Source organism: Ruegeria sp. CDSB117 (assembly GCF_059611005.1).
This window is the reverse complement of record NZ_JBXWOS010000003.1, coordinates 224,147-247,961: the sequence shown is the minus strand read 5'-3', so window position 1 is coordinate 247,961 and position 23,815 is coordinate 224,147. Positions and strand designations below refer to the sequence as shown.

The 23,815-nt window shown below is 57.9% G+C and carries 25 protein-coding genes; 12 read left to right on the top strand and 13 right to left on the bottom strand.

The genetic code is table 11. From position 1 onward, the window contains the following. The first annotated feature begins 77 nt into the window (after positions 1–77). The 5 genes from AC2FJC_RS05835 (at position 78) to glmM (ending at position 5,560) form a co-directional block, all read left to right on the top strand. Positions 78–719, top strand: a complete 642-nt coding sequence (locus AC2FJC_RS05835; RefSeq protein ID WP_058277625.1) for a cell wall hydrolase — start codon at positions 78–80, stop codon at positions 717–719. A gap of 73 nt (positions 720–792) precedes the next feature. After that, positions 793–2,163: a multicopper oxidase family protein gene (locus tag AC2FJC_RS05830; protein ID WP_496738772.1), complete on the top strand. Its 1,371-nt coding sequence runs from the start codon at positions 793–795 to the stop codon at positions 2,161–2,163. Positions 2,164–2,266: 103 nt separating this feature from the next. Continuing rightward, entirely contained in the window at positions 2,267–3,187 is a 921-nt protein-coding gene (locus AC2FJC_RS05825) for a dihydroneopterin aldolase (protein WP_496738771.1), read from the top strand. Then, positions 3,184–4,182: a dihydropteroate synthase gene (gene folP / locus AC2FJC_RS05820; protein WP_496738770.1), complete on the top strand. Its 999-nt coding sequence runs from the start codon at positions 3,184–3,186 to the stop codon at positions 4,180–4,182. Before AC2FJC_RS05825 ends, folP begins: the two co-directional genes overlap by 4 nt. Before the next feature lie 34 nt (positions 4,183–4,216). After that, positions 4,217–5,560, top strand: a complete 1,344-nt coding sequence (gene glmM, locus AC2FJC_RS05815) for a phosphoglucosamine mutase (RefSeq protein ID WP_282118731.1) — start codon at positions 4,217–4,219, stop codon at positions 5,558–5,560. On the opposite strand, the gene AC2FJC_RS05810 is transcribed toward glmM, so the two are convergent. Both AC2FJC_RS05810 and ilvC read right to left on the bottom strand, forming a co-directional pair. After that, on the bottom strand, positions 5,557–6,459 hold the full coding sequence (locus AC2FJC_RS05810) for a DMT family transporter (RefSeq protein WP_282118730.1): 903 nt from the start codon (positions 6,457–6,459) through the stop codon (positions 5,557–5,559). The genes glmM and AC2FJC_RS05810 overlap by 4 nt on opposite strands. A gap of 73 nt (positions 6,460–6,532) precedes the next feature. Beyond that, positions 6,533–7,555, bottom strand: a complete 1,023-nt coding sequence (gene ilvC, locus AC2FJC_RS05805; protein WP_058273912.1) for a ketol-acid reductoisomerase — start codon at positions 7,553–7,555, stop codon at positions 6,533–6,535. Positions 7,556–7,687: 132 nt separating this feature from the next. Here ilvC and AC2FJC_RS05800 point away from each other — a divergent pair, with 132 nt between their 5' ends. Together AC2FJC_RS05800 and AC2FJC_RS05795 are read left to right on the top strand one after the other, a co-directional pair. Beyond that, on the top strand, positions 7,688–8,143 hold the full coding sequence (locus AC2FJC_RS05800) for an Lrp/AsnC family transcriptional regulator (RefSeq protein WP_496738769.1): 456 nt from the start codon (positions 7,688–7,690) through the stop codon (positions 8,141–8,143). Then, positions 8,140–8,598 carry an Lrp/AsnC family transcriptional regulator gene (locus AC2FJC_RS05795; RefSeq protein ID WP_496738768.1) on the top strand — a complete coding sequence of 153 codons (459 nt, stop codon included), beginning with the start codon at positions 8,140–8,142 and terminating at the stop codon, positions 8,596–8,598. Before AC2FJC_RS05800 ends, AC2FJC_RS05795 begins: the two co-directional genes overlap by 4 nt. Before the next feature lie 6 nt (positions 8,599–8,604). Here AC2FJC_RS05795 and hutC read toward each other — a convergent pair whose 3' ends face one another. Continuing rightward, positions 8,605–9,306, bottom strand: a complete 702-nt coding sequence (gene hutC, locus AC2FJC_RS05790) for a histidine utilization transcriptional repressor HutC (RefSeq protein WP_282118729.1) — start codon at positions 9,304–9,306, stop codon at positions 8,605–8,607. A gap of 230 nt (positions 9,307–9,536) precedes the next feature. On the opposite strand from hutC, the gene AC2FJC_RS05785 reads away from it, so the two are divergent. Then, positions 9,537–10,664, top strand: a complete 1,128-nt coding sequence (locus AC2FJC_RS05785) for an aminotransferase class V-fold PLP-dependent enzyme (RefSeq protein ID WP_496738767.1) — start codon at positions 9,537–9,539, stop codon at positions 10,662–10,664. 13 nt (positions 10,665–10,677) lie between these two features. Here AC2FJC_RS05785 and AC2FJC_RS05780 read toward each other — a convergent pair whose 3' ends face one another. From AC2FJC_RS05780 to AC2FJC_RS05770, 3 genes are all read right to left on the bottom strand, one after another. After that, positions 10,678–11,874: a UbiH/UbiF family hydroxylase gene (locus AC2FJC_RS05780; protein WP_496738766.1), complete on the bottom strand. Its 1,197-nt coding sequence runs from the start codon at positions 11,872–11,874 to the stop codon at positions 10,678–10,680. Positions 11,875–11,950: 76 nt separating this feature from the next. Beyond that, complete coding sequence (locus AC2FJC_RS05775; protein ID WP_496738765.1) at positions 11,951–12,199, bottom strand: hypothetical protein; 249 nt, start codon at positions 12,197–12,199, stop codon at positions 11,951–11,953. Positions 12,200–12,285: 86 nt separating this feature from the next. Then, positions 12,286–12,930, bottom strand: a complete 645-nt coding sequence (locus AC2FJC_RS05770) for a pyrimidine 5'-nucleotidase (RefSeq protein WP_496738764.1) — start codon at positions 12,928–12,930, stop codon at positions 12,286–12,288. Positions 12,931–13,030: 100 nt separating this feature from the next. On the opposite strand from AC2FJC_RS05770, the gene AC2FJC_RS05765 reads away from it, so the two are divergent. After that, entirely contained in the window at positions 13,031–13,678 is a 648-nt protein-coding gene (locus AC2FJC_RS05765; RefSeq protein ID WP_058273905.1) for a GntR family transcriptional regulator, read from the top strand. A gap of 3 nt (positions 13,679–13,681) precedes the next feature. Here AC2FJC_RS05765 and AC2FJC_RS05760 read toward each other — a convergent pair whose 3' ends face one another. Continuing rightward, the gene (locus AC2FJC_RS05760) at positions 13,682–15,550 is read right to left on the bottom strand and encodes a glycosyltransferase (protein ID WP_496738763.1); all 1,869 of its coding nucleotides are present in this window, start codon (positions 15,548–15,550) and stop codon (positions 13,682–13,684) included. Between the two features lie 80 nt (positions 15,551–15,630). Then, entirely contained in the window at positions 15,631–16,797 is a 1,167-nt protein-coding gene (gene carA / locus AC2FJC_RS05755; protein ID WP_496738762.1) for a glutamine-hydrolyzing carbamoyl-phosphate synthase small subunit, read from the bottom strand. A gap of 183 nt (positions 16,798–16,980) precedes the next feature. Between carA and AC2FJC_RS05750 the strand changes: the two genes are divergently transcribed. Continuing rightward, complete coding sequence (locus tag AC2FJC_RS05750; protein ID WP_058274249.1) at positions 16,981–17,466, top strand: GatB/YqeY domain-containing protein; 486 nt, start codon at positions 16,981–16,983, stop codon at positions 17,464–17,466. A gap of 21 nt (positions 17,467–17,487) precedes the next feature. Here the strand turns inward: AC2FJC_RS05750 and AC2FJC_RS05745 are convergent, their stop codons facing one another. From AC2FJC_RS05745 to ctaD, 4 genes are all read right to left on the bottom strand, one after another. Next, a complete protein-coding gene (locus AC2FJC_RS05745) occupies positions 17,488–17,982 on the bottom strand; it encodes a DUF2244 domain-containing protein (protein WP_282118866.1) in 495 nt (164 codons plus the stop codon). A gap of 44 nt (positions 17,983–18,026) precedes the next feature. Further along, positions 18,027–18,626 (bottom strand): 2-hydroxychromene-2-carboxylate isomerase, encoded by a 600-nt coding sequence (locus AC2FJC_RS05740; RefSeq protein ID WP_496738761.1) that lies wholly within the window; start codon positions 18,624–18,626, stop codon positions 18,027–18,029. Between the two features lie 105 nt (positions 18,627–18,731). Further along, on the bottom strand, positions 18,732–19,760 hold the full coding sequence (locus tag AC2FJC_RS05735) for a bestrophin family protein (protein WP_496738760.1): 1,029 nt from the start codon (positions 19,758–19,760) through the stop codon (positions 18,732–18,734). Positions 19,761–19,908: 148 nt separating this feature from the next. Next, entirely contained in the window at positions 19,909–21,582 is a 1,674-nt protein-coding gene (gene ctaD / locus AC2FJC_RS05730; protein WP_496738759.1) for a cytochrome c oxidase subunit I, read from the bottom strand. A gap of 289 nt (positions 21,583–21,871) precedes the next feature. On the opposite strand from ctaD, the gene AC2FJC_RS05725 reads away from it, so the two are divergent. Beyond that, positions 21,872–22,291 carry an HIT family protein gene (locus tag AC2FJC_RS05725; protein WP_496738758.1) on the top strand — a complete coding sequence of 140 codons (420 nt, stop codon included), beginning with the start codon at positions 21,872–21,874 and terminating at the stop codon, positions 22,289–22,291. A gap of 11 nt (positions 22,292–22,302) precedes the next feature. On the opposite strand, the gene AC2FJC_RS05720 is transcribed toward AC2FJC_RS05725, so the two are convergent. Next, positions 22,303–22,728, bottom strand: a complete 426-nt coding sequence (locus AC2FJC_RS05720) for a MerR family transcriptional regulator (RefSeq protein ID WP_496738757.1) — start codon at positions 22,726–22,728, stop codon at positions 22,303–22,305. Between the two features lie 84 nt (positions 22,729–22,812). Between AC2FJC_RS05720 and AC2FJC_RS05715 the strand changes: the two genes are divergently transcribed. After that, positions 22,813–23,760 (top strand): cation diffusion facilitator family transporter, encoded by a 948-nt coding sequence (locus tag AC2FJC_RS05715; protein ID WP_496738756.1) that lies wholly within the window; start codon positions 22,813–22,815, stop codon positions 23,758–23,760. The last annotated feature ends 55 nt before the right edge of the window (positions 23,761–23,815 follow it).

Genomic DNA, 23,815 nt, shown 5'->3' with positions numbered 1-23,815 from the left:
GTTTGAATTCGGTATGAGCCTCATCGCGCCCGCCGGGGGAGGGTACGGCGCTAATTGTGCCTGTGCGAGGTTATCTGATGCTACGATACATATTGGCTGTTGCCACATTGGCGGCAACCGTGCTGCCGAGTGTTTCCGTCGCCGAGAGGGAAGCCACCGAATCTGCCAAACGCGAACTAGTAACCCGGAGCGAATTGCCCGGGCAAAAGTTTCGTGATTACTTAGGCCTGTTTAAGCCACGTAAAGAACCTGTGCTGCAACAGGTGTCCTATTCCAAGGATTGGCTGGATCAACTGCCGACTGCCGCTGGTGACGAGAATTTCAAATGTCTGGCTGAGGCGCTTTACTTCGAAGCGCGCGGCGAAAGCGTTCGCGGTCAGTTTGCCGTGGCCGAGGTGATCCTGAATCGGGTCAAAAGTAGCCGCTTTCCAAGTTCGCTGTGCGGGGTGATCAAGCAGGGAACCGGTAAGAAGTACCAATGCCAGTTCACCTACACCTGCGATGGTCAGAAAGAAGTTATCCGCGAGAAAAGAGCCTATGAGCGTGTGTCCAAGGTTGCCCGTGCGGCAATCGACGGCGTTGGCGTCGGGCTGACCGAAGGGGCGACCCATTACCATACCAAGGCCGTGCGCCCGTCATGGTCGCGCGTCTACAAAGAAACGGCCCGGATCGGCGTTCACATTTTCTACCGCCACAACTATCGGACCGCGAGCAACTGATTGACGCACCCGCGCTGGAACCTTGATTGCGCGGGGCGTTTTCTGCCTTATGTAGCGGGCCAGGAGGTCCGCCATGATGTTATCCCGCAGACGGTTTTTGCAAACTTCGGCCGCGCTTGCCCTGCTGCCAAAGGTAGCGCATGCGGTCAGCTCTGATCTGGTCGCGCAAGAAGCGGTGCAACAGATTGCGCCTGACGGATATCCAGCTACGCCGGTTTGGACCTATGGCGGTCGCGTTCCCGGTGTCGACATCCGGTTGCCTCAGGGCGGGCGCGTCAGTCGCAAGCTGATAAACAATCTGTCTCAACCGACGGCAGTGCATTGGCACGGGATCCGGATCGACAACGCGATGGATGGCGTGCCTGGGTTGACGCAGGACGCGGTCGAGACGGGCCAATCCTTCGACTATGACTTTGTTGCGCCCGATGCAGGAACCTATTGGTATCACTCGCATAACCGGTCTACCGAACAGGTTGCCCGAGGTCTCTATGGACCCCTGATCGTTGAAGAATCTAGCCCGCCGGATGTTGATCAGGATCTGACGCTGATGCTGGACGATTGGCGGCTAGACCCTGAAACCGCGCATATCGCGGACGATTTTGACAATGGACACGACCTTAGCCACGCGGGGCGGCTGGGTAATCTGGTGTCCGTCAACGGCGGCTTTGATCCGGCTTATCCTGTTGGATCGGGGGAACGATTGCGATTGCGTCTGATCAATGCATCGAACGCTCGGATATTTGATTTGGCGTTGGACGGGCTGGCGGGTTGGATCGTGGCGCTGGATGGCATGCCTCTGGCAGTTCCATTGCCTGTAGAGGACAGCTTCCCACTTGCGCCCGCACAACGGGCAGACCTTGTCGTGGATGTGACGTCCGCGTCCGGGGAAGTCGCGGGTCTCGCAAGTATCGAGCGGGATGGCGGCTATGGCTTGGTACGCTTTCAAGTTTCCGAAGCGTCCACATCGCAAAGGCAGGGTATTGAACCATTGCCTGCGAACAATATGCCTGAATTTCAGTATGATCAGGCACCGCTGCATCGCATGTCCCTGCAGGGCGGTGCGATGCGATGGCTGGAAGGGGCCAAGCTTGGCGATCAGGACCTGACAGGCCGTGAGCTGGCTCAACTGGGCCGGTTCTGGGCGTTGAACGGATACGCGGAACGACCCAAGGATCCGTTTCTGGATGCGCGTCTGGGTCAGGTGCACCGGATCGAATTTGTGAACGAAACCGCTTTCCCTCATGCCATGCACCTGCATGGTCACCACTTCCGGCTCATCCTGCCGGATGGCAGTTTGGGGCCTTGGCGCGACACCGTACTGGTGGACCGGGGCCAGACACGTCAAATCGCTCTGGTCACAGATAATCCAGGCGATTGGCTGCTGCATTGCCATATGCTGGGACATGCCGCATCGGGAATGATGAGCTGGTTTCGCGTCACCTGACGCCGCATTCGATGGCTGGAAAGACGCATGTTGCGGTGTTATACGCCCGCGCATCGTTTATTTTGGGCAAATACGTCCACAAAGCCCGAAAAGGTCCGCTTGTATGAGCTCTGAAATCCGTCTTGCCTTTGCGCACCCGTCCGAGCGGTCCGAAGCGACCGCTGCCCGGGGGCCGTTGGATCGAATTTCTCTGCGCGACCATATCGTCGAGGTTGAAATCGGCGCGTTTCAGGCCGAGCGTGGAACGACCCAGCGTATTTGTTTTAACATAGTAGTGGAAGTTCGCCCCTTGAGTGATCCCATCGACGATGACGTGGATCGCATCCTGTCCTATGACCGGGTGACTGAGGCGATCGCGTTTGAGCTTGCGGCGGAACGTCTTAACCTGCTTGAGACTTTGGCAGACCGGGTGGCCGAGCGAATTTTACTTGAGCCACAGGCCGTAAGAGCTTTTGTCAGAATAGAAAAACTGGATCGTGGCCCTGGCGCTTTGGGTGTCGAGATCGTGCGCGGAAAAGACAAGACTCACCACGACGTCGTCGAAGAGGAACGCCCGCATCCCCGTCTGGCTTTCCTGTCGAATGAGGCCATTGCCTCGCCCAATCTGACCGGGTGGATCGATCAGTTGGAAAACCGCGAACGACCCCTAATCCTGTGCGTCGGTGCGGCGGATATGCCTGTTTCACAGACTGGCCACGCGATGACCCAGCGCCGAATTGATCTGTTGGCGATTGAACAGAACGCCTGGGTTCTGGCTGCCCGCGATCACCGCTGCGTTGTCGTTTCAACGCGGACCGAGCTGGATTGGGCCATGAAGAATGGCCAGATTTGCGTCTGGGCGCCCTCGAAAATCGTGCTGGATGCTGTTGATGGCCAATCGGCGGCACCTTCGGATGCTGTCGCGCTGGCGGCGTGGTTTGCTGCCACTTTTGAGGCGAGCGAGATGATGGTGATCGGCGGTGCGCTGCCCGACGCCCCGGAAACCCCGTTGCGTGCAATCTCGGTGGATCAGGCACAACTGTGACCGCGTATTTTCGACCTCTGGTTCAGCACGGTCCGAACCGTCCTTCGGGGGCTGTCTCAATTGCGGGCCAGCCGCTGTGGTTTACCAATGTCGAACGGTTAAGCCGTGAAGAGTCCCCAAGGGTCATTGCTGTGGAGGATGTGCCGGGCGACGTGCTGGACCGTCTGACGCGTCCGCGTGTCGATGTCGCCGGCCTTGCCATGGATCGTCCGCACATTATGGGCATTCTGAATGCGACCCCAGATAGCTTCTCAGATGGCGGCCTGCACAATTCGGTCAGTTCGGCCCAATCTGCGGCTGAGCAGATGGTGTCACAAGACGCAACCATTCTGGATATCGGCGGCGAATCGACCCGACCCGGAGCAACCTTCGTGCCCGAAGATGAAGAGATCGCGCGAACCCGCCCCCTGATCGAAGCCATCAAATCCCGCACTGATGCGTTAATATCCATCGATACGCGCAAATCCGCCGTCGCCAAAGCAGCGTGGGAGGCCGGAGCAGGGCTGATCAACGACGTAACCGGCTTTACCTTTGATCCGCAGCTGGCACCGTTTTGCGCACAAGTTGGCGCTCCGGTCTGTGTGATGCACATGCAGGGCGAACCGGGTACGATGCAGGACAATCCGAGCTATGACGACGTTCTGCTGGATGTGTACGATTTTCTTGAAGGTCAGGTGGATCGTCTCGAAAACCTCGGATTGGATCGGGATCAGATCATCGTTGATCCGGGCATAGGGTTTGGCAAGACCGAGGCACATAACCTGGCCTTGCTGCAGGGGATCAGCCTGTTTCATGGTTTAGGTTGTCCGATCCTGTTGGGCGTGTCCCGAAAAGGTATTATTGGACAAATTGGCAAAGAGCCGCGCAAGGACGCCCGCGCGCCTGGATCAATCGCCGTCGGGCTGGCTGGATTGTCACAAGGCGTTCAAATTCTGCGCGTGCACGATGTTGCAGAAACCGCTCAGGCCTTGCGCCTTTGGGCCGCCGTCCGGTAAGCCGGAGGCAGGCAAGAAATGACGGAGTGACATTATGCGCAAGCTGTTCGGAACCGATGGGGTGCGGGGCACCGCCAATACCCATCCAATCACGGCTGAAATGGCATTGCGCATCGGGGCCGCCGCTGGCCGTTACTTCCGCCGCGATCAATCCGACGTCCACCGTGTGGTGATCGGTAAGGATACGCGCCTGTCCGGCTATATGGTGGAAAACGCCCTGACTGCCGGATTGACTTCGACCGGGATGAACGTGTTGCTGCTTGGGCCGGTGCCAACGCCTGCTGTCGGTCTGATGACACGATCGATGCGCGCGGACCTTGGGGTGATGATCTCGGCCAGCCATAACCCGGCCGAGGACAACGGTATCAAGTTCTTTGGTCCTGACGGATACAAGCTGTCTGATCAGGCGGAGCTTGAGATTGAAAAGCTGATCGAAGAAGGTGTCAAACCTGCGCAGGCACGGAATATCGGCCGTGCCAGACGGGTGGATGATGCGCGGTTCCGATATGGTGAACGCGTCAAATCTTCGCTGTCGCGTGACTTGCGTTTGGACGGGCTAAAAGTTGTTGTCGATTGCGCCAATGGGGCCGCGCACCGCACGGCGCCCGAGGTTTTGTGGGAATTGGGTGCCGAAGTGATCCCGGTCGGCATTACGCCGAATGGTAAGAATATCAACCTAAACTGTGGCTCGACCAAACCGCAGCTGGCTGCCGAAACCGTCGTGGCCCATGGTGCAGATGTCGGGATTTGCTTGGACGGCGACGCCGATCGCGTCGTTATGATCGACGAGAATGGTCAGGTCGCGGATGGCGATCAGTTGATGGCGCTTTTGGCGACCAGCTGGGCCGAGGCAGACCGCCTGAAAGGCGGTGCGTTGGTTGCTACGGTGATGTCGAACCTAGGCCTGGAACGTCATCTTGAAAACCATGGTTTGCGTCTGGAGCGCACCGGCGTCGGGGACCGCTATGTCGTTGAACGTATGCGCGAAGGCGGGTTCAATCTGGGCGGCGAACAATCGGGCCACATCGTCATGAGCGATTACGCGACCACAGGTGACGGCTTGATGGCGGGCCTCCATTTCCTGGCGGAGATGGTTCATACGGGTCGCAAAGCATCGGAATTGGCGGTGCAGTTCGAAACCGTACCGCAAATGCTGAAGAACGTGCGCTATGGCGAAGGACAAGCCCCGCTTGAGGCCGCCAGTGTGCAGGCTGCAATTTCTGACGCCGAGGCGCGGCTGAACGGGCAGGGGCGGTTGCTGATCCGCAAATCGGGTACGGAACCTCTGATCCGCGTCATGGCGGAATGTGAAGATGACGCGCTGTTGATCCAGGTTGTCGACGGCATCGTTGCCGAGGTCGAGGCCGTCACAGGCTAGCGCCCGGTCAGCATCTTTCGCAGGCTGAACCACTGACTGATGGCCAGCCCGGTCAGGATCATAGCCAGCGCCACGAAAAAGCGCACCGGCAACGCCTCGGACAGAACCCATGCGCCGAACACCATCGACCAGATTGGCACTTGGTAGTTAACGAGGGTCATGAACACCGATCCTGCGCTGCGAATGACGGATACGCGCAGCAGTGTTGCGAATGCCGTAGGGACCAACCCCAAAACGATGATGGCAATGCTTGGGCGGGTACCTTCCCATGTCGGGACGCCTTCAGTCACGAACATGATCGGCAGCAGGATTACTGCGCCGACCAGCAGGGTCAGGGCGGCCAGAACCACAGGATCAATGGGCGGACATTGACGGGTGAAGATCGACGCCAGGGAATAACACAAGGCGGCCCCGATGCATGCTAGCTGCGCCAGAGGTTCTGACCCGTGGCCGAGTTGCGCCAAACCGGGGCCAATCAACACCAACGCACCGCTGAATCCAAGGGTCACGCCCACCAGTTTTCTCAGGTTCAAAGGCTCGTCTGAAAAGAAATGTGCCAGCGGCAGAACCATCAGCGGAATCGCGGCCATCGACAGGCCGGCAAAGGCCGAAGGCACGTATTGCTGTCCCCAGCTTAGCAAAACAAAGGGCAGGGCAGACGACAAGATACCGATCACAATGACCGAGGTCCAAAGGGCGGCGGATCCGGAAGGTAGCTTGCGGTTTGTGACCGCCATCAACCCCAGCAACATCATGGCACCCAACGTAGTGCGCGCGGTGGCGACGGTGATAGGTCCGTACCCTTCTAGTGCCATGGCAACGACCATGAACGTCCCGCCCCAGATCAGGCCGAGGGTGATAACACCGCTCCAATCGCGGGATGTGGGGTGCTGGACCATCTTCGTTTCGCTTAGAGGCTTGGACAAAAAAGGGCGGCCAGATGGGCCGCCCCTTCGCATTCGCTTGGCAGGATCAGTTCTTTTCCTGATCGACCAGCTTGCCGGCGGAAATCCACGGCATCATGTCGCGCAGTTTCTTACCAACCTGCTCGATCTGATGCTCATCGTTGTGACGGCGTGCTGCTTTGATGGTCGGCTGACCAACAGCGTTTTCCAGCATGAAGTCACGCACGAATTTGCCGGTTTGGATGTCCGACAGCGTCTCTTTCATCGCTTTCTTGGTCTGCTCATAAGGCAGAATGCGCGGGCCGGTGACGTACTGGCCGTACTCGGCAGTGTTCGAGATCGAATAATCCATGTTCGCGATACCGCCTTCATAGATCAGGTCAACGATCAGCTTGGTTTCGTGCAGGCATTCGAAATAGGCCATTTCAGGCGCATAACCTGCCTCAACCAGAGTTTCGAAACCACAACGGATCAGTTCGACGATGCCGCCGCACAGAACGGCTTGTTCGCCGAACAGGTCGGTTTCGCATTCTTCACGGAAGTTGGTCTCGATGATGCCCGAGCGGCCGCCACCGATGGCCGAGCAATAGGACAGGCCGATTTCCAGAGCCTTTCCGGTCGCGTCGCTGTCAACAGCTACCAGGCAAGGCACGCCGCCGCCTTTGACGTATTCGCCGCGTACGGTGTGGCCGGGGCCTTTGGGGGCCATCATGATGACGTCAATGCCTTCTTTCGGCTCGATCAATCCGAAGTGCACGTTCAGGCCATGGGCAAAGGCAATGGCAGAGCCCGGCTTGATGTTGTCATGCACGTATTTCTTGTAGGTCTCGGCCTGCAGTTCGTCGGGCATGGTGAACATGATGACGTCGCACCAAGCTGCCGCTTCGGCGATGCCCATGACTTCCAGACCCTCGGCTTCGGCTTTTTTGGCGGATGCCGAGCCTTCGCGCAGAGCGACGACAAGGTTTTTCGCGCCCGAGTCGCGCAGGTTCAGTGCGTGGGCGTGGCCTTGGCTGCCATAGCCCAGGATTGCCACCTTCTTGTCTTTGATCAGGTTGATGTCGCAATCGCGATCGTAATAGACGCGCATGTCGCCGGTCCTTTCTGGTTAGATTGCCGAGGGTTTTACCTGCCGGATGTTGTATTGGCGATAGGGTTGCACTTGAGTATTTGTGAAAAAGATGAAGAATAATTCGTGTAACGCCAAAAATGCGAAAAATTCATGCTTGATGACATAGACCGCCGAATCCTGCGCCACTTTCAGGCCGATCCCAGCCTGACTGCTGCGGAACTGGCCGAGCGTTGCCGTATCAGCCAGGGTGTCTGCTGGCGCCGGGTCGAAAAGATGCAGGCCGCCGGAATAATCCAGGGGCAGGAGGCCGTGATCGACTGGGCGGCGCTTGGGTATGCGGTCGAGGTTTCGCTGCGGGTCACGTTGGACAAGACGCAATCGCGCGCGTTTGACGAATTTACTGCTTCCGCCCGGCAAGTGCCCGAGGTGATCGAATTGCAAACATTTCTGGGCAGGGTGGATGTGCGCCTGTCGGTGATTGCCAGGGACATGTCACACTACCAACAACTCTACCGCGACCGCATTCTGACCCTGCCGCATATCGCAGATATTGAGGCCTTGATGCATATCGCCAGAGTCAAAAGCGAAGAGGTTCTGCCGGTATGACCGAATTGGATGAGCTGGACCGAAAGATACTATGTGCGCTGGCGCAGGACGCATCGCAAAGTGCGGGGGCGTTGGGGCGTAAGCTGGGCTTGTCACAACCGGCGACCTGGCGGCGCATCCGCCGGCTGGAGACCTCGGGCATTATCAAAGGTCGCCGACTGCGCCTGAATGCCGAGGCGTTGGGATTCGGCGTGACGGTGTTTCTTGGCGTGAAACTGGCGCGTAAGGGCCAGGTCAGTCTGGAAGATTTTGAGCGTGCCGTCAGTGCGATTCCCGAAGTTCAGACGGTCGAGCATGTGCTGGGTCTGTACGACTATCGCCTGCGGGTTGTTGCCCGCGACCTGTCGGATTTTGAGCGTGTCCTGCGCCGTCGGATCATGACCTTGCCCGGCGCAGGAGATGTCGAAGCAAACGTCCTGCTAAGCGAGGAACGTTTGCCGGGACCGATCGGATAAGCCCGTTCAGTACCGCGTGCGGATGCAATATCCGGGATGGTGCGTCATCCGGGCAAATGCCATCGGATTTCCGTTCTTCCAGGTCGTGCGCTCTAGCTGGATCATCGACGTTCCGGGCGTTGTTCCCATGAATTCCGCCAATCGTCCGTCCGCGGAGATCGCGCAAAAGGAGACCTCTGCCTCGGTAAACGGAGAGGCGTTCAGTAGCCATTCATGTGGGCCGTGGTTGGTCAGATCGGCATGTTCGATTTCGGGCACCGCATCTATGTTGATCCAGCGTTCTTCCAATTGGAAGGGACGGTTGTCTGCATAGTGCATACAGATGACTTGTAGGACGCGAATGTCCGCCGATACACCAATCTGCGAAGCCAGCCAACCGGGGCTTGCGACCACGTTTCGTTCGACCAGCGAGTACCGATAGGTTGCATTTTGGTTTTCAACCGTTTGACGAGCCAAAGAAAATTCCAGCTTGGCATGCTTGCTGGGTTCCTTTTTGACCCGGGTCCCGCTTTTGCGTTTGCGCTCGACAAAGCCCTGATCGGACAGTTCGCGCAGGGCACGGTTCACTGTAGCGCGTGCGCAATTGAATTCCTCGGCAAGTTGCGTTTCGGTTGGCAGAAGCGATCCCTGCGGCCAAATCCGGCTCTCGATCCGCCGTTTGACTTCGTCCCGTACAACTTGAAAACTGATCCGCTTATGCGCATTCACCTGTCGAAATACCTTTCTTCTACAAAGTGAGTGCATCTGGTCAGAAACACGTCAGAGTGTAAAGGGCGGCTGACACTAATTGGCGTCATTTCTTGCCAGATTCGACCAACAAAATATCATTTGAGTGTTTTGTTTTTAGTTCCCTTAGGTCAGATATTCGGGTTCAGTACGGGTCTCGGCAAATTAACCCGGGTCGTGAGGCCGCTGACGACAATTTGAAAGGACAAACCATGCCAGCGCTATTGGACACCGTCGATCCCTCTGGGCTCGAAGAGTTCTCGGTCGTGTTTACGGATCGGTCTCTGAACCACATGTCGGTTCAGTTTCAGCAGGTGATGCGCGACATCTCGGGCTTGCTGAAGGATGTATATAATGCGGATGGTGTGGCGATTATCCCTGGTGGTGGCACCTATGGGATGGAGGCCGTCGCCCGGCAATTTGCGCGCAACGCCAATGTACTGGTCGTGCGGAACGGGTGGTTTTCCTACCGTTGGAGCCAGATCATCGAATCCGGTGATCTGACGGCGTCAGCGACGGTTCTCAAAGCCCGTGAAACCGGCAATTCCAGCCCGTCGCCCTTTGCCCCCGCACCGATTGACGAGGTTGTTTCAACAATCCGTGAACAGCGTCCGGACGTTGTATTTGCCCCACATGTGGAGACCTCGGCCGGTGTCATTCTGCCCGACGATTACGTGACCGCCATGGCCGCGGCGGCGCATGAGGTTGGGGCGTTAATGGTGCTGGACTGCATCGCCTCGGGTTGTGCCTGGGTCGACATGAAGGCCACCGGTGTGGATGTACTGATCTCGGCCCCCCAGAAAGGCTGGAGCGCGTCGCCCTGTGCGGGTCTTGTCATGTTATCTGAGCGTGCCGAAGCGCGGTTGGAGGAGACGACGTCTGACAGCTTTGCCGTTGATCTGAAGAAATGGCGGCAGATCATGCAGGCCTATGAAAATGGCGGGCACGCGTATCACGCGACCATGCCCACGGACGCGTTGAAGGCGTTCCGCGATACGATGGTCGAAACCGAGCGAAGCGGTTGGGAAACTCTTCGAAATGCTCAATGGAATCTGGGAAATGGAGTGCGGGAGCTCTTGAAGGGATACGGTATTATCTCTGTTGCGGCAGACGGATTTGGCGCGCCGGGTGTCGTGGTCAGCTATACCTCAGACCCGGACGTTCAGAATGGTAAGAAATTTGCGGCTTTGGGCATGCAGATCGCAGCAGGTGTGCCGCTGCAATGTGACGAGCCCGAAGGGTTCAGCACCTTCCGCCTTGGTTTGTTTGGTCTGGACAAACTGTACGACATCGACGGCACCATCGGACGGCTCAAGCGCGTGCTGGATCAGGTTCTGTGAAACTGTTCGGGCCTTAGCGTACGCCGAGGCCCATTTGCATCAAACTCTTGCGAACAGCCGGCAAGGAATAGAGCGCATTCAACCCCATCGCCCGAACGTCCCTTAACGGCCGCGCTTCAATCATCGAGGCGCGGTTCAACAGGTCGATGCCTTTGACCCGCATCTCGATTTCGGTATGGCGAGCCTTGTGATAGGCATCGAGCATCTGCGCATCGCCCAGACCTTCGGGGCGGGCCTGCGCCAGTTCCAGCAGGCTGCTCAGATCACCCAGCGACATGTTCAATCCCTGTGCACCAATTGGCGGCACCACATGGGCGGCTTCGGCCATTAGTGCGACTCGCTCGCCTGACAGACGTTCTGCTGACTGGCTGATGATCGGCCAGATGGTCCGGCGCGAAGCCAGCTTCAAGGGTCCGAACAACCCACAGGACCGTTCGGTCATCAGCGCCTCAAACGCCTCGGACTCGGTGTTCAGCAACTCAACCGCGCGGGGTCCGCGCTCCATCCACACAATCGCCGAAGACGGTTGCCCTTGCCAGTCAGGCAAGGGGACCAGGGTGAAGGGCCCGCCCGAGCGATGGATCTCGGTCGAGACATTGTCATGGGGAATCGGATGTGTGACCGCAAAGGCCAATGCTTTCTGGCCATAGCGCGTTGTATGGACCTTGATCCTAGCCGCCTCGCGCATGGGAGAGTTGCGCCCGTCAGCGGCGACCACCAGCTTGCAACGAATGCGGCTGCCGTCACTTAGCCCCACGCGTGCTTCGGCAGTGCGGGTGAACAGGCTGACGGTGCCTGTACCGGGGCGGAAATCGACATTGGGCAGTTCGGCCAGTCGTGCCACCATCTCGCGCCGCAGCAGCCAGTTGGGCAGGTTCCAGCCAAAGGGTTGGTCCGAAATATCTGCGGCGTTGAAATCGCGTACCACGCGGGGTTCAGGAACATCTCCGCCTGCGTCCACAATCCGCATGATCTGTAAAGGGGCCGCGTGTGCGTCCAGCCGTTGCCACAACCCGCATTGCTCTAACAAGCCGTGCGCCGGTTGCAAAAAGGCGGTGGTCCGCAAATCAGAGCCGTCTACATCGCGCTCGGTTATCGGGGGCGTCGGGTCGACACAAATAACGTCGAACCCGGCGGTTCCAAAGGCCGCCGCAGCGGTCAGACCAGCGATTCCGCCGCCGGAAATCAGGATGTCACAGCTGTCTTTCATGACCTTGGCCTCCGAGTGTTTGGCAGACCCTAGTTCGGTTCTGCATCGGGCGCCAAGTGACATCCTGTCCCGCGTGTCAGCCGCGTGAAATCAGGATAAGGATCAGGAACATCACCGGCACCATCATCACGGCCGGGATGTATAGGCCCGGCAGACCGAACAACAGGGCAGAACAGCCCCACATGCTGAGAATCGCGGCCGCTGTATAACCCCAATCTGCGCCCCTTGCATGAGCGGCATCCTTGGCCAGCCAGCCAAACAGGGGAACTGCAAATAACAGGCGCTGCCAGATGGGCAGGCGTCCGGGCATCTCGATCGCGCTCATGGGGTCTCCGATTCTGTTCGTCGCTGAGGCGCATATAGGGTCGATGATGCACCTGCAGAATGTGCAGATCGTCGCAGTGTGACAGCCTATCGCAGGCGGGCCAGAAACGCAGTCAAATCGTCGGTGTGATGGTGGATATGATCGGCCTCGTGCGGCTGGGGCGCGACGTGAACAGTGCGCATTCCCATCGCGTGCGGAGCGGCCAGATTGCGCGGATCATCTTCAAACATAGCCGCCTTGTCGGCGTCGATTCCATCCTGTGCAAAGATTGCCTCAAAGGCGGCCTGTTGGGGTTTCGGGCGGTAGCCCGCATGTTCCACTCCGTAAACTGCATCGAACAAGCCGCTGAGGCCGCGTGCTTTTAGCACACGTTCGGCATAAGGCGCGCTGCCGTTGGTGTAAACTATGCGACGGCCTGGCAGGGACCGGATGTGGTCGGCCAGTTCGGCGTCGGGGTCCATGTGGCTCATGTCCACCTGATGCACGGCGTACAGATAGGGTTCGGGGTCCAGGTCATGCTCGGCCATCAAGCCGGCCAGCGTGGTGCCGTATTCTCGCCAATAGTGCGAGCGCAGACGATCCGCCTCGGCCCGGTCGACGCCAATGGCCTGCACCACGTAATCCGTCATCAGAACCTCGATCTGGCCGAATAGTTGCATATGAGGCGGGTACAGCGTGTTGTCGAGGTCGAACACCCATTGGCTGACGTGCGAAAAAGAAGGTTTGACCATGGGTTGGGTTTAGGCCGCCATGCACAGGTTTTCAATGCTACACTTGATTGCACGGGCCTGAGGCGGATAGACATGTCCGAACGAGGAGAAAAAACACCCCATGCCGCAATCCCGTCAGCCCAACAAAGACGCCTATAGCCTTATTCTCGAAGCGATTGATGTGGGCGTTTACAAGCCCGGCGACCGATTGGTCGAAAGTGAGCTGGCAGAACGATTTGGCGTGTCTCGTACACCTATCCGCGAAGCGTTGCAGCGACTTGAGACGCAGTCCCTGCTAGAGCGTGACGGACGATCACTGATCGTGGCCTCATTGGATCACAACCAAATGGCCGAACTTTATGTGGTCCGGCGCGAGTTGGAAGGGTTGGCCGCAAAGCTGGCCGCGAAACACGCCACCGAAGAAGAGATCAAAGTGCTGCAGGACATGGTCGCCGCTGACGATGCGTTGGTGAATGATCCAACGGCACTGTCGCGGGCCAACCGACGGTTTCATGAACAGATCCATCTGGCTTCGCACAACCGGTATCTGGTGCAGCAGCTGAATCTTGTGCACCGCACAATGGCTCTGATGGCTACGACCTCGCTTGCCGTTCAGGGCCGTGGCGAGATTGCGCAAAGTGAGCATAAGGGCATTGTCGAAGCGATCACCGCACGGGATGAAGAGGCGGCTGAGCGCGCGCTGAAAGAACATATCTCGGTGGCGTTCATGACCCGGCTGAAACAGGATGCCGTGTTGCGCGAAAAGTGACCGTCAGTGCGGCTGTACTTCTTCGCGGGCCTGCCCATGCTGAGTTTTGTCCCAGAAGAACGGGTTGCTGGCCAGTTCCCACAGGGCTTTGTAGGCGGCTAACACGCCTAGCGGAAAATAAAGCGGCATTGTTGGAACCCACGGCATAAGGAATCGTCTTTCAGGCGCTGCTACGGCCAGCATTCCAACGATCAGATTGGTGATCTCGGCCACCAGAAACAGGCTGATGAGTGCGTAGAAGGCCCAATCAGACAAAAGCGGATCGAACGGGCCAGGCAAGCCCAGTGTCGCCAACCAGAACAACCATAGGACCGGTGCCAGTAGAAACTGACCGATAGTCCCCAGAAAGAACGCCTGAATGCCAAGAAATCGCTTGAGCCCGATGTCGCCCAGCAGACGCCGCGGCGCACGCATGTGCACCAGATATGTAACCATGAACCCCTTTAGCCAGCGCGAGCGCTGCTTGACCCACGGCCAGGCGCGAAAGTTTGCCTCTTCATAGGTGGTGGTATCAACCATCTCGGTTCGATAGCCCGCGCGGCTGAGGCGCACGCCCAGATCTGCATCTTCCGTTACATTGTGGGCATCCCAACCGCCAAGCTCCAGTAGTTTGTCTCTGCGGAAAAAGAATGTAGTGCCCCCAAGGGGGACGACCAAACCCAGATGCGCAATGCCTTGCAGGATGATCCGAAACCAGCTGTTGTATTCGATGGTAAAGCAGCGTGACCGCCAATTTGTGCGCGGGTTGTAATAATCCAGAACACCTTGCAGGCAGACGACGTCTTCGTCAGCCCGCGCAAAATGCCGGACCACCCGTTCGATCTGATCCGGTTGCGGCGCGTCCTCGGCATCCCACACACCCAGAACGTCGCCACGGCAAAAATCCAGCGCGTAGTTCATCGCGCGGGGCTTGGTCGTCAGTCCATTCAGTTCCGGGACTTCCACCGTTCTGATCCAGCTAGGCAGATCCACTCGGCTTAATGTGGTGCGCGTTACCTCATCTGAGGCCTCCAGCACCAGAATGACATCCAACAACGCCTTTGGGTAGGTCAGGCGTTGTAGCCGCTTAATTAAAGCGCTTGCTATTTCTCGTTCTTTGTAAAGGGGCACCATCATCGATACGCGTGGCAATCGCAGCGGGACAGGCTCGGGCGCTGGGCACACTTGGCGGCATCTCATAAGATATGAGACCAAGCCCGCCATGCGCAAAACCATGAACAAAAGCAGTGAAACTGTGGCCGTGGTCAAAAGAGCAGCCAGACCAACCAGAGGAAAGGCTGAAAAAAAGAAAAGAAGTCCCGCAATGGCCGCGATCGGACCCGCGCGCTTTGTCGGCGTCCATGATCGACAGCTCTGATCCTTGTCGACCCGGGTTTCCGCGCCTTTTGCCAAAGTGTCGGAAAACGCGCTGGCAATCGCATGATCAATCTGACTAACCGATGCAAGTACTGGTGCAATCGTGTGTTCGGTGTGGGACAGGGCGGCGCGCACCGCGGCAAAGCGGTTCGGATCCGCGGTCGCGATCAGCAGGATTGGGCCGATGCGTTGCCATGGGATTACATTATGCTTCAGCCAGAACTCGGCCGGTTTGATGTCACATAAAGTCGGGGAAGGGGGCGTGTCTTTCAGATCGGCAATTTGCAAGTTGGTCTGCTCGGACAAAGCATCCATGACTTCCTGACGGCTGATCCAGCCCTCTCCGACAAGGATCTCGCCCAGCGGGGCCTGTTGTCTGGACTGTAGATGCAGCGCCATTTCCAGCTGCGCGGTGGTGATGCAACCACGTTCGACCAAGCAGGTGCCCAGGGGTTTCCGCGACCGATTAGAAATCGGCGCGGCGCGCGTGAATTGCTGCAGGTTATGTTCAACCATAAAAAACCCCTGACACGGTGACCCGCGTCAGGGTGGCTCAATCAAGGTTAACAGCGCGTTAACACTAAACGATGAAGTGGTTAAGCCTGTGCTTTCTTGTCTGCCATAGCGTCGGCAAAGCGTTCGAACAGATAGTAGCTGTCCTGTGGGCCAGGCGAGGCTTCGGGGTGGTGCTGCACTGAATAGACAGGTCGATCGGTCATGCGGATGCCGCAGTTGGACCCGTCAAACAACGAACGGTGGGTTTCCACAACTCCGTCGGGCAGGGACTGGCCATCCACCGCGAAGCCATGGTTCATCGACGTGATCTCGACCTTGCCGGTATCCAGGTCTTTGACCGGATGGTTGGCCCCGTGGTGGCCGTGGTTCATCTTTACGGTATGGCCGCCCAAAGCCAGCGCCAGCATCTGGTGTCCCAGACAGATGCCAAAGACGGGCAGGTCGGTGGCGTCCAGAACCTCTTTGATCATAGGCACGGCGTATTCACCGGTGGCTGCCGGGTCTCCGGGGCCGTTCGACAGGAACACGCCATCGGGATTATGTGCCAGCACCTCGGCGGCAGTCGCCGTTGCAGGCAGAACCGTGACGTCGCATCCGGCCGAGGCGAGGCAGCGTAGGATATTGCGCTTTGCGCCAAAGTCCACGGCGACAACTTTATGAATCGGAGCTTCCTGACGTTTGTACCCGTCCGGCCAGGCCCACCGCATTTCGTCCCAGCGATAGCTTTGGGCGCAGGTGACCTCTTTGGCCAGATCCATACCTTCCAGACCGGCAAAACCGCGCGCGGCGGCGACTAGTGCCTCGATATCAAAGTTACCGTCGGGATCATGCGCCAACGCGACATGAGGTGCGCCTTGCTGACGGATGGCACGGGTCAGGCGGCGGGTGTCCACACCACCGATGGCGATGCGGCCACGGCGGGCGAGCCAGGTTTTCAATTCCTCGGCCGAGCGCCAGTTCGATGGCTCAGTCGGATCCCATTTGACCACCATCCCGGCGGCAACCGGATCGCCGGTCTCATCATCTTCGGGGTTCACGCCGACATTGCCGATATGAGGGAAGGTGAACGTCACGATCTGTCCCGCATAAGAGGGGTCGGTCATGATTTCCTGATATCCGGTCATGGCGGTATTAAAGCACAGTTCAGCCACGGTTTGGCCGGTGGCGCCGAAGCCCATACCGTAGAACAATGTACCGTCGGCCAATGCCAGACATGCGGTGGGCTTGGACGGGGCGTTCTGGGCCATGGCGCGACTCTCCTGCAAGGTAAACCGGCGCATACCTAAGGGGGTTGTACGCTCGGGTCAAGTCTGTTCAATTTTTAGGCTATTGTTTAAAATCAATAAGTTAACCACATGCACCCCCTGTTGTATCACGCTTTTTGTTTCGATATGGTCGGGGTTCCTTTGCCATGGGGATGGACAGAACATATGGATATGCGATCAAGGGTGAACACTGCCCTGAAGCAAGCAATGAAAGACAAGGATGCCGAGCGTCTGTCGACGCTGCGCCTGATTAATGCTGCGATCAAGGACCGTGACATCGCCTCGCGCGCGTCTGACAACGAAGAAGCCAAAGGCTGCGGCGATACAGAGGTGCTTGAAATTCTTGGTAAAATGACCAAGCAGCGCAAGGAAAGCGCCCGTGCTTATGAAGAGGGCAGCCGATTGGATCTTGCCGAACGGGAACTGCGCGAGGTCGAGGTCATCGAGGAATTCCTGCCCAAGCAATTGGACGATGACGAGGTGAGCAAGGCCATTCAGACCGCAATCACGGCCACCGGCGCCGGGTCGATCCGCGACATGGGCAAAGTGATGGGTGAGCTGAAAACCCGTTACACCGGCCAGATGGATTTCGGCAAGGTTGGCCCGATGGTCAAAGATCAGCTCTGCGCTGCGCCAGGCGGCAGCTGCTAGGCATTATTGTTTGCTAAGATGCTAAGGCTGCGCGACAGGTTCGCGCAGTTTTTTTGTGAGCTCATCAAACAGCGAAATCCGCTCTTCCTCAGACAGAAAGGCACCAATTTCAACTTCGCGGCCGTCACCGGTCAGTGTTACATAATTCGGGACCGGGCCGCCGCGCTCATGCATTTCGGGACGCGCCCAATAGCGGTTGCAGGACCACTCCTGCTGCCCCCGTTGTGGGTGATGCTGCACCAGACGGGCCTGCGAGCCGGTCAAGGTCAACACCTCGAAAACGCTGCGTGCACGGTAATTGGACTGGATCGCGAACCACAGTCCCAGAACGGTCAACAGCATGAATGGCAGCAAACCCCACAGCAAAACCGACCCAAGAACAGCCATCAGGGGAATCAAGCCAAACAGGAAGACCGCCAACACCACACGCATCGCCCAGCGTGGGGGCAGAGAGTTATGCGGCCACAGGCGCAACTCTTGCTCGGAACTTGAGGTTTGATTCCATCGATACGGCATGGTGCAAAAATAGCGCAACACCTGCCGGTGTCTAACAGGAAAGATCAGATGACGTGCCCAACTCTGGCCCACGACAACGCGTCGTCCAGCCGGTCATCGCCCCAGAAAACCTCGCCGCGAACGACCAGGCTGGGGGCGCCAAAAACGCCCAGCTTTGTGGCCTGTTCGGTTTCGGTTTCAAGGGCCGAGATCGTGTCCGGGCTGCGGGCACGGGCAAGGGTCAGGCGTGGGTCCTGCTGACACCGATGCAGCGCTTCTGACAGCGCCGTTTCGCTGCCCGCCTCAATCCCTTCTTCGAACCAGATGCGGTACAGGTTTTGGGTAAAGGACTTGCCCCAGCCATCCGACATACCCAGCACAGCGACCTGATTGGCCAGCGCAAGATCCGAGATCGGGTAGGGTGCAGGAAGCGTTGCGTGCAGGTGGTACTTTGCGGCGCGCCGCTCGATATCACGCCACATATATGCGGATTTGGCCGGTTTGCCCGCAAAGGGAATGTTCTGTTGTTCGGACATTATGGTGCGCACGTTGAACGGGCGCCAATTGACGGTCGCGTCATGCTCATCACACCAATCATCCAGGCGCATGATTGTCAGGTAGCTGTATGTGCTGCCGATGGAAAACCAAAAGTCAATTTCGGGCATCTGATGGCTCCGATCCCAGGGTTTCTGGATACATGATACCCTAATTTGGGCAGATTATCGAACGCACCCTGAAATGGCGTTGCGCACGCGCCAAATCGGGTCGCTCTAAAACAGAACTTTTTCGATGGGTTGCGCGGGTTGAGGCGCAACCCCGCAGTCGGTCATCTGCCGCAAGTCAATCTCGATGCTGCGACAAAGGGCCGAGATCGGAACATCGGTCACATCCCCTTCGAACGGATCCTCCATCGAGGCGCTGACGCGTTCGGTGACAAAGAAGATCCAGCAGACCAGCGCCCCAACCGGCGCAAATGTCAGCCAGTCGAAAATCACGAGCTGCAATACAGAGATATCTGTTTCGGGGATGATCGATCGCTCGTCGTTGAACGCCAGCGGCAGCATGAAGATGAATATCCAACTGAAGACGCGACCGACCTCGGCAACCTGTCTTGGGAACGGTGTGTTTTTGATGCGCTCACATTGCCCTTGTGTCGTCGTAAACCGCGCGAGGCGGTCCATCAGGGCGACGTGCCAATAGGGGTCAATGCCACGGCTGCGCGCCAACTCAGCAAGCTTTTCGCCCTGAAGAAACATCAGATAGGCGGCGCGATTGCTCTTGCCTTCAAGCCTGGGCAAGTCGCTTTCCAATTGGCGTTCACGCCAGCATTCGGGCTTTTGATGCAGCTCGGTGCGGTCTGAAATAGGTTTGTGTCCAAACATCCATGGACGTCGGCTGCGTCCTGTCGGCGAGGGCTGGCGCAGCTGAAAGGCAAGCATATTGAGCCATGCGATGTGACGTTCGATCAGTTCGTCGCGCAGCGCGGGATCAATCGGTGTGCCGTCGGGCAGCACCAGATTGCTAATAGTGTTGCCCCAGTCCCGGCTGGCATTGACGATCTCGCCCCAGATGCTGCGCGCCTCGGACCATCGCGCAAAGGCCGATGTGTTTTTGAAGCCCAGAAAGAATGCCACTGCCAGCCCGAGCATGGTGACGGGCGGGCTGGGGTTCGAGATCAGCTCGATTGTCGTGAGCTCGTCCGCCAGAACAACCAGCAGCGTCCATGTCAGCACGATGCAGATAAAGCCAAAGGAGCCCTTGACCATCTGTCGTACAGTAATTCCGTCGTGAAGGATCATGACCGACCGGGTCCTGCGCAATTGGCTATTGCAGATAAGTCTAGCGGCTTATTCTCGGGCAAGTCTATGCCAGCGTTGTTTAATTCTTGAGGCGTGAAAAATGAAAAGCCCCGCATCTGCGGGGCTTTGTCAGTCTATATTGCCGGGATTAGTGGGCGTGGCCTTTATCCCAGTCTTCCTGCTTTGGCAGCTGTTCGAACGTGTGTTCGGGCGGCGGGGTAGGCAGGGTCCATTCCAGCGTGTCCGCGTATTCGTTCCACGGGTTCGGACGTGTTTCTTTCGCGCCGCGCAGCAGGGCGTAGATCACGATGCCGAAGAACAGCAGGAACGAAGCGAACGAGATGAACGCACCAATCGACGATACATAGTTCCACTGAGCGAATGCCTCGGGGTAGTCGATGTAACGACGCGGCATGCCCTGACGGCCCAGGAAGTGCTGCGGGAAGAAGGTCAGGTTGGCGCCGATGAAGAACAGCCAGAAGTGAACCTTGCCCCAGAATTCCGAGTACTGACGACCTGTCATTTTCGAGAAGTAGAAGTACACGCCCGCGAAGATCGCAAACACGGCACCCAAGCTCATCACGTAGTGGAAGTGCGCAACCACGTAATAGGTGTCGTGATACGCACGGTCCACACCGGCCTGCGACAGAACCACACCGGTCACACCGCCAACGGTGAACAGGAACAGGAAGCCGAAGGCGAACAGCATCGGTGTCTTGAACTCGATCGAACCGCCCCACATGGTCGCGATCCACGAGAAGACCTTAACCCCGGTCGGCACCGCAATGACCATCGTGGCCAGCATGAAGTACGCCTGCTGACGCAGTGACAGGCCAACGGTGTACATGTGGTGCGCCCACACGACAAAGCCCAGCACACCAATCGCGATGATCGCCCAAACCATCGGCAGGTAACCGAAGACCGGCTTGCGCGAGAAGGTGGCGATGACGTGACTGATAATTCCGAACCCAGGCAAGATCACGATGTACACTTCCGGGTGGCCAAAGAACCACAGGATGTGCTGATACAGGATCGGATCGCCGCCACCGGCGGGATCAAAGAAGGTGAAGCCAAAGTTGCGATCCATCAGCAACATGGTGATCGCACCCGCCAGAACCGGCAGGGACAACAGAATCAGCCACGAGGTGACAAAGATCGACCAGCTGAACAGCGGCACCTTAAACAGAGTCATGCCCGGGGCACGCATGTTCAGAAAGGTGGTGATCATGTTGATCGCGCCGAGGATCGAGGAGGCGCCCGATACGTGCACGGCAAAGATCGCAAGGTCCATGGACATGCCGCCTTCGGTCGTCGACAGCGGCGGGTACAGAACCCAGCCAACGCCCGAACCGAGCTGATCGTTACCACCGGGGCTCAGCAACGAGGCCACACCCAGCGACGTACCAGCGACATAAAGCCAGAAGGACAGGTTGTTCATCCGCGGGAAGGCCATGTCCGGTGCACCGATCTGCAACGGCATGAAATAGTTGCCAAATCCGCCGAAAAGCGCGGGGATGACCACGAAGAACATCATCAGAACACCGTGGTAGGTGATCATAACGTTCCACAGGTGTCCGTTAGGGGTGCAGAGCTCGGCTCCGCTGCCGAACAGTCGGAAGCCTTCCAGGCACATATGCTGCACCCCGGGTTCCATCAATTCGATCCGCATGACAACAGTCATCAGAACTGAAATCAGACCGGCAAGTGCCGAGACGACCAGGTATAGAATCCCGATGTCCTTGTGGTTGGTCGACATGAACCAGCGCTGGAAAAATGTGCGCTGGTCTTCATGGTCGTGACCATGAATGGCTGCGTCTGCCATTATAGGTGCCTCCTGTTGCAACTGCACCGCGCAGTTGGACCTCTCCAACGCGCGGGATTCCTGCTGGTTTTAGATTGCGGGGGGACGACCTTCAATGGTCGAGTTTGATCTGGATCAAGATTAATTGTCGCGGGCAGGAGGGCGACCCGCGAAATTTTCACCAAATTCCGCATTCATCTGGGTATCAGCGCCTCGAATTCAAGGGGGCGGCTGGGAATTGCGTTCCCCGCTTGACCCGGGCCAGGGTGCGCCGCAGAACTGTCGGCAACGCGTTAATCGGAGAATTGAAATGACCGCTTATGATCCCGAGAATATTTTTGCCAAGATTTTGCGCGCAGAAATCCCTTCGAACCGAGTATACGAAGATGACGATACGGTGGCCTTCATGGATATCATGCCGCGCGCGGACGGGCATCTGCTGGTGATCCCTAAAACCCCCTGCCGCAACATTCTGGATGCAACGCCTGCACAACTGGCTGCTGTGACCGCAACGGTCCAGAAAATGGCCAAGGCCGTCGTTGCAGCGTTCGATGCGGATGGGGTCACGGTCCAGCAATTCAACGAGGCCGCCGGAGGGCAGGAGGTGTTCCATCTGCATTTCCATATCCTGCCACGCCATGATGGTGTTGCCGTGCGGGCACCCGGAACGATGGGCGATTTCGACCTGATCGCGCAGCATGCCGAAAAGATCAAAGCCGCGCTGAGCTGACCGGCAAGCAGTTACTTCGAGTGCGCGTGTGGCCCCGCGCACTCACTGTGATCGCCAAATGCGTGAAGCACGGCGCAGACATGGTCGTGCTTGCCATCGCAGGCTTTGGAAATTCGGGTCAGTTCGGCCTCAAGGCTGCGCAGGCGGGAAATACGGTCCCGCAGGTCGGCCAACTGTCTTTCGGCAATTTCATGAGCTTGGTTAAGGTCGCGGCCAGACGCGCCTTCCAGAGACAGCAAACCTACGACATCGGTCAGCGGTAAACCCAGATCGCGGCAATGGCGAATAAAAAGCAGCCGTTTCAATGCAGTGTCGTCGTACCGGCGCTGATTACCCGCTGTTCGGTCCGGGCGCGGCAACAGCCCTTTGTCTTCATAAAACCGGATGGTCGGAACCTTGACCCCCGTATGACGCGACAGAAACCCAATTGAATACATCTTTTTTCCTCAGGGCTCTTGAACCTCTAGTTACTAGAGGAATTACATGCAATGTGCAGCCGTAACAAGGGACAAACATTTCAGATGGCACATGATCACTCTCATAAGGGGCACAGCCACGCGCACCATCACATAGACCCGGAGGCAGGAGACGCGCGCGTTGCTTGGGCCATTGCCGTCAACATGTTCCTGACGCTGGCACAGGTCATTGGGGGCATTTTTTCAGGGTCGCTGGCGTTGATCGCTGACGCCCTGCATAATTTCTCTGACGCCATCGCGTTGGTCATCGCCTTTTTTGCCCGCAAAATCGCCCGCCGACCTGCCGACCCACGCATGAGTTTCGGCTATGGCCGGGCCGAGGTCGTAGCCGCGCTTGTCAACTACACCACTCTGGTCGTGCTGTCGGTGTACTTGTTCTACGAGGGTGTGATGCGGTTTTTTGAGCCTGAGCCGGTCAACGGCTGGATGGTCGTCTGGATCGCGGCGCTGGCTTTGATTGTGGACCTTGTCACGGCTGCGCTAACTTACTCGATGGCCAAGGACAGCATGAATATCCGGGCGGCGTTTCTGCACAATGTTGCGGACGCCTTGGGATCGGTGGCTGTGATTATTGCCGGCGCCGCGGTGATCCTGTTCAACTGGACATGGGTAGACCCCGCCGTCACGATCCTGATTTCGGTCTACATACTGTGGCATGTCAAAAGTGAAATTGGCGAAACGATCCGCGTTCTGATGATGGCAGCGCCCCCCGATCTGGACCCGGAAGAAGTTGCCTCGGCCATCGAGGGTGTACCCGGAGTGTCCGAGGTTCACCATATCCACCTGTGGAGCATGCAGGAGAGAGAGCCTGCATTAACGGCCCATCTGGTCGTGGACGCGGCGGCCTGGGCTGATGCGGAAGGGGTGAGAGCCAGCGTCAGACATTCGCTCCGCGACCGGTTTGCCATTGGTCACGCCACGCTTGAGCTTGAGCAGATCGACCGCGCGTGTGTCGGGTCGTCACGTTTTGGGCATACAGAAGAGAATCCATAGAGTTTAATGTGAATTGCCGCTCCGATTTGGGGTCGGAACGGCAGACTCGTTAACT

Coding starts and splice junctions, on each gene's coding strand:
- ilvC (WP_058273912.1), bottom strand. CDS start 7,555: ATGCGCGTCTATTACGATCGCGATTGCGACATCAACCTGATCAAAGAC.
- AC2FJC_RS05800 (WP_496738769.1), top strand. CDS start 7,688: ATGCTTGATGACATAGACCGCCGAATCCTGCGCCACTTTCAGGCCGAT.
- AC2FJC_RS05740 (WP_496738761.1), bottom strand. CDS start 18,626: ATGCCCGAAATTGACTTTTGGTTTTCCATCGGCAGCACATACAGCTAC.
- AC2FJC_RS05775 (WP_496738765.1), bottom strand. CDS start 12,199: ATGAGCGCGATCGAGATGCCCGGACGCCTGCCCATCTGGCAGCGCCTG.
- AC2FJC_RS05765 (WP_058273905.1), top strand. CDS start 13,031: ATGCCGCAATCCCGTCAGCCCAACAAAGACGCCTATAGCCTTATTCTC.
- glmM (WP_282118731.1), top strand. CDS start 4,217: ATGCGCAAGCTGTTCGGAACCGATGGGGTGCGGGGCACCGCCAATACC.
- AC2FJC_RS05745 (WP_282118866.1), bottom strand. CDS start 17,982: ATGCCGTATCGATGGAATCAAACCTCAAGTTCCGAGCAAGAGTTGCGC.
- AC2FJC_RS05715 (WP_496738756.1), top strand. CDS start 22,813: ATGGCACATGATCACTCTCATAAGGGGCACAGCCACGCGCACCATCAC.
- AC2FJC_RS05835 (WP_058277625.1), top strand. CDS start 78: ATGCTACGATACATATTGGCTGTTGCCACATTGGCGGCAACCGTGCTG.
- AC2FJC_RS05720 (WP_496738757.1), bottom strand. CDS start 22,728: ATGTATTCAATTGGGTTTCTGTCGCGTCATACGGGGGTCAAGGTTCCG.
- AC2FJC_RS05760 (WP_496738763.1), bottom strand. CDS start 15,550: ATGGTTGAACATAACCTGCAGCAATTCACGCGCGCCGCGCCGATTTCT.
- carA (WP_496738762.1), bottom strand. CDS start 16,797: ATGGCCCAGAACGCCCCGTCCAAGCCCACCGCATGTCTGGCATTGGCC.
- AC2FJC_RS05785 (WP_496738767.1), top strand. CDS start 9,537: ATGCCAGCGCTATTGGACACCGTCGATCCCTCTGGGCTCGAAGAGTTC.
- AC2FJC_RS05750 (WP_058274249.1), top strand. CDS start 16,981: ATGGATATGCGATCAAGGGTGAACACTGCCCTGAAGCAAGCAATGAAA.
- AC2FJC_RS05780 (WP_496738766.1), bottom strand. CDS start 11,874: ATGAAAGACAGCTGTGACATCCTGATTTCCGGCGGCGGAATCGCTGGT.
- AC2FJC_RS05735 (WP_496738760.1), bottom strand. CDS start 19,760: ATGATCCTTCACGACGGAATTACTGTACGACAGATGGTCAAGGGCTCC.
- AC2FJC_RS05830 (WP_496738772.1), top strand. CDS start 793: ATGATGTTATCCCGCAGACGGTTTTTGCAAACTTCGGCCGCGCTTGCC.
- AC2FJC_RS05795 (WP_496738768.1), top strand. CDS start 8,140: ATGACCGAATTGGATGAGCTGGACCGAAAGATACTATGTGCGCTGGCG.
- AC2FJC_RS05810 (WP_282118730.1), bottom strand. CDS start 6,459: ATGGTCCAGCACCCCACATCCCGCGATTGGAGCGGTGTTATCACCCTC.
- AC2FJC_RS05825 (WP_496738771.1), top strand. CDS start 2,267: ATGAGCTCTGAAATCCGTCTTGCCTTTGCGCACCCGTCCGAGCGGTCC.
- AC2FJC_RS05770 (WP_496738764.1), bottom strand. CDS start 12,930: ATGGTCAAACCTTCTTTTTCGCACGTCAGCCAATGGGTGTTCGACCTC.
- AC2FJC_RS05725 (WP_496738758.1), top strand. CDS start 21,872: ATGACCGCTTATGATCCCGAGAATATTTTTGCCAAGATTTTGCGCGCA.
- ctaD (WP_496738759.1), bottom strand. CDS start 21,582: ATGGCAGACGCAGCCATTCATGGTCACGACCATGAAGACCAGCGCACA.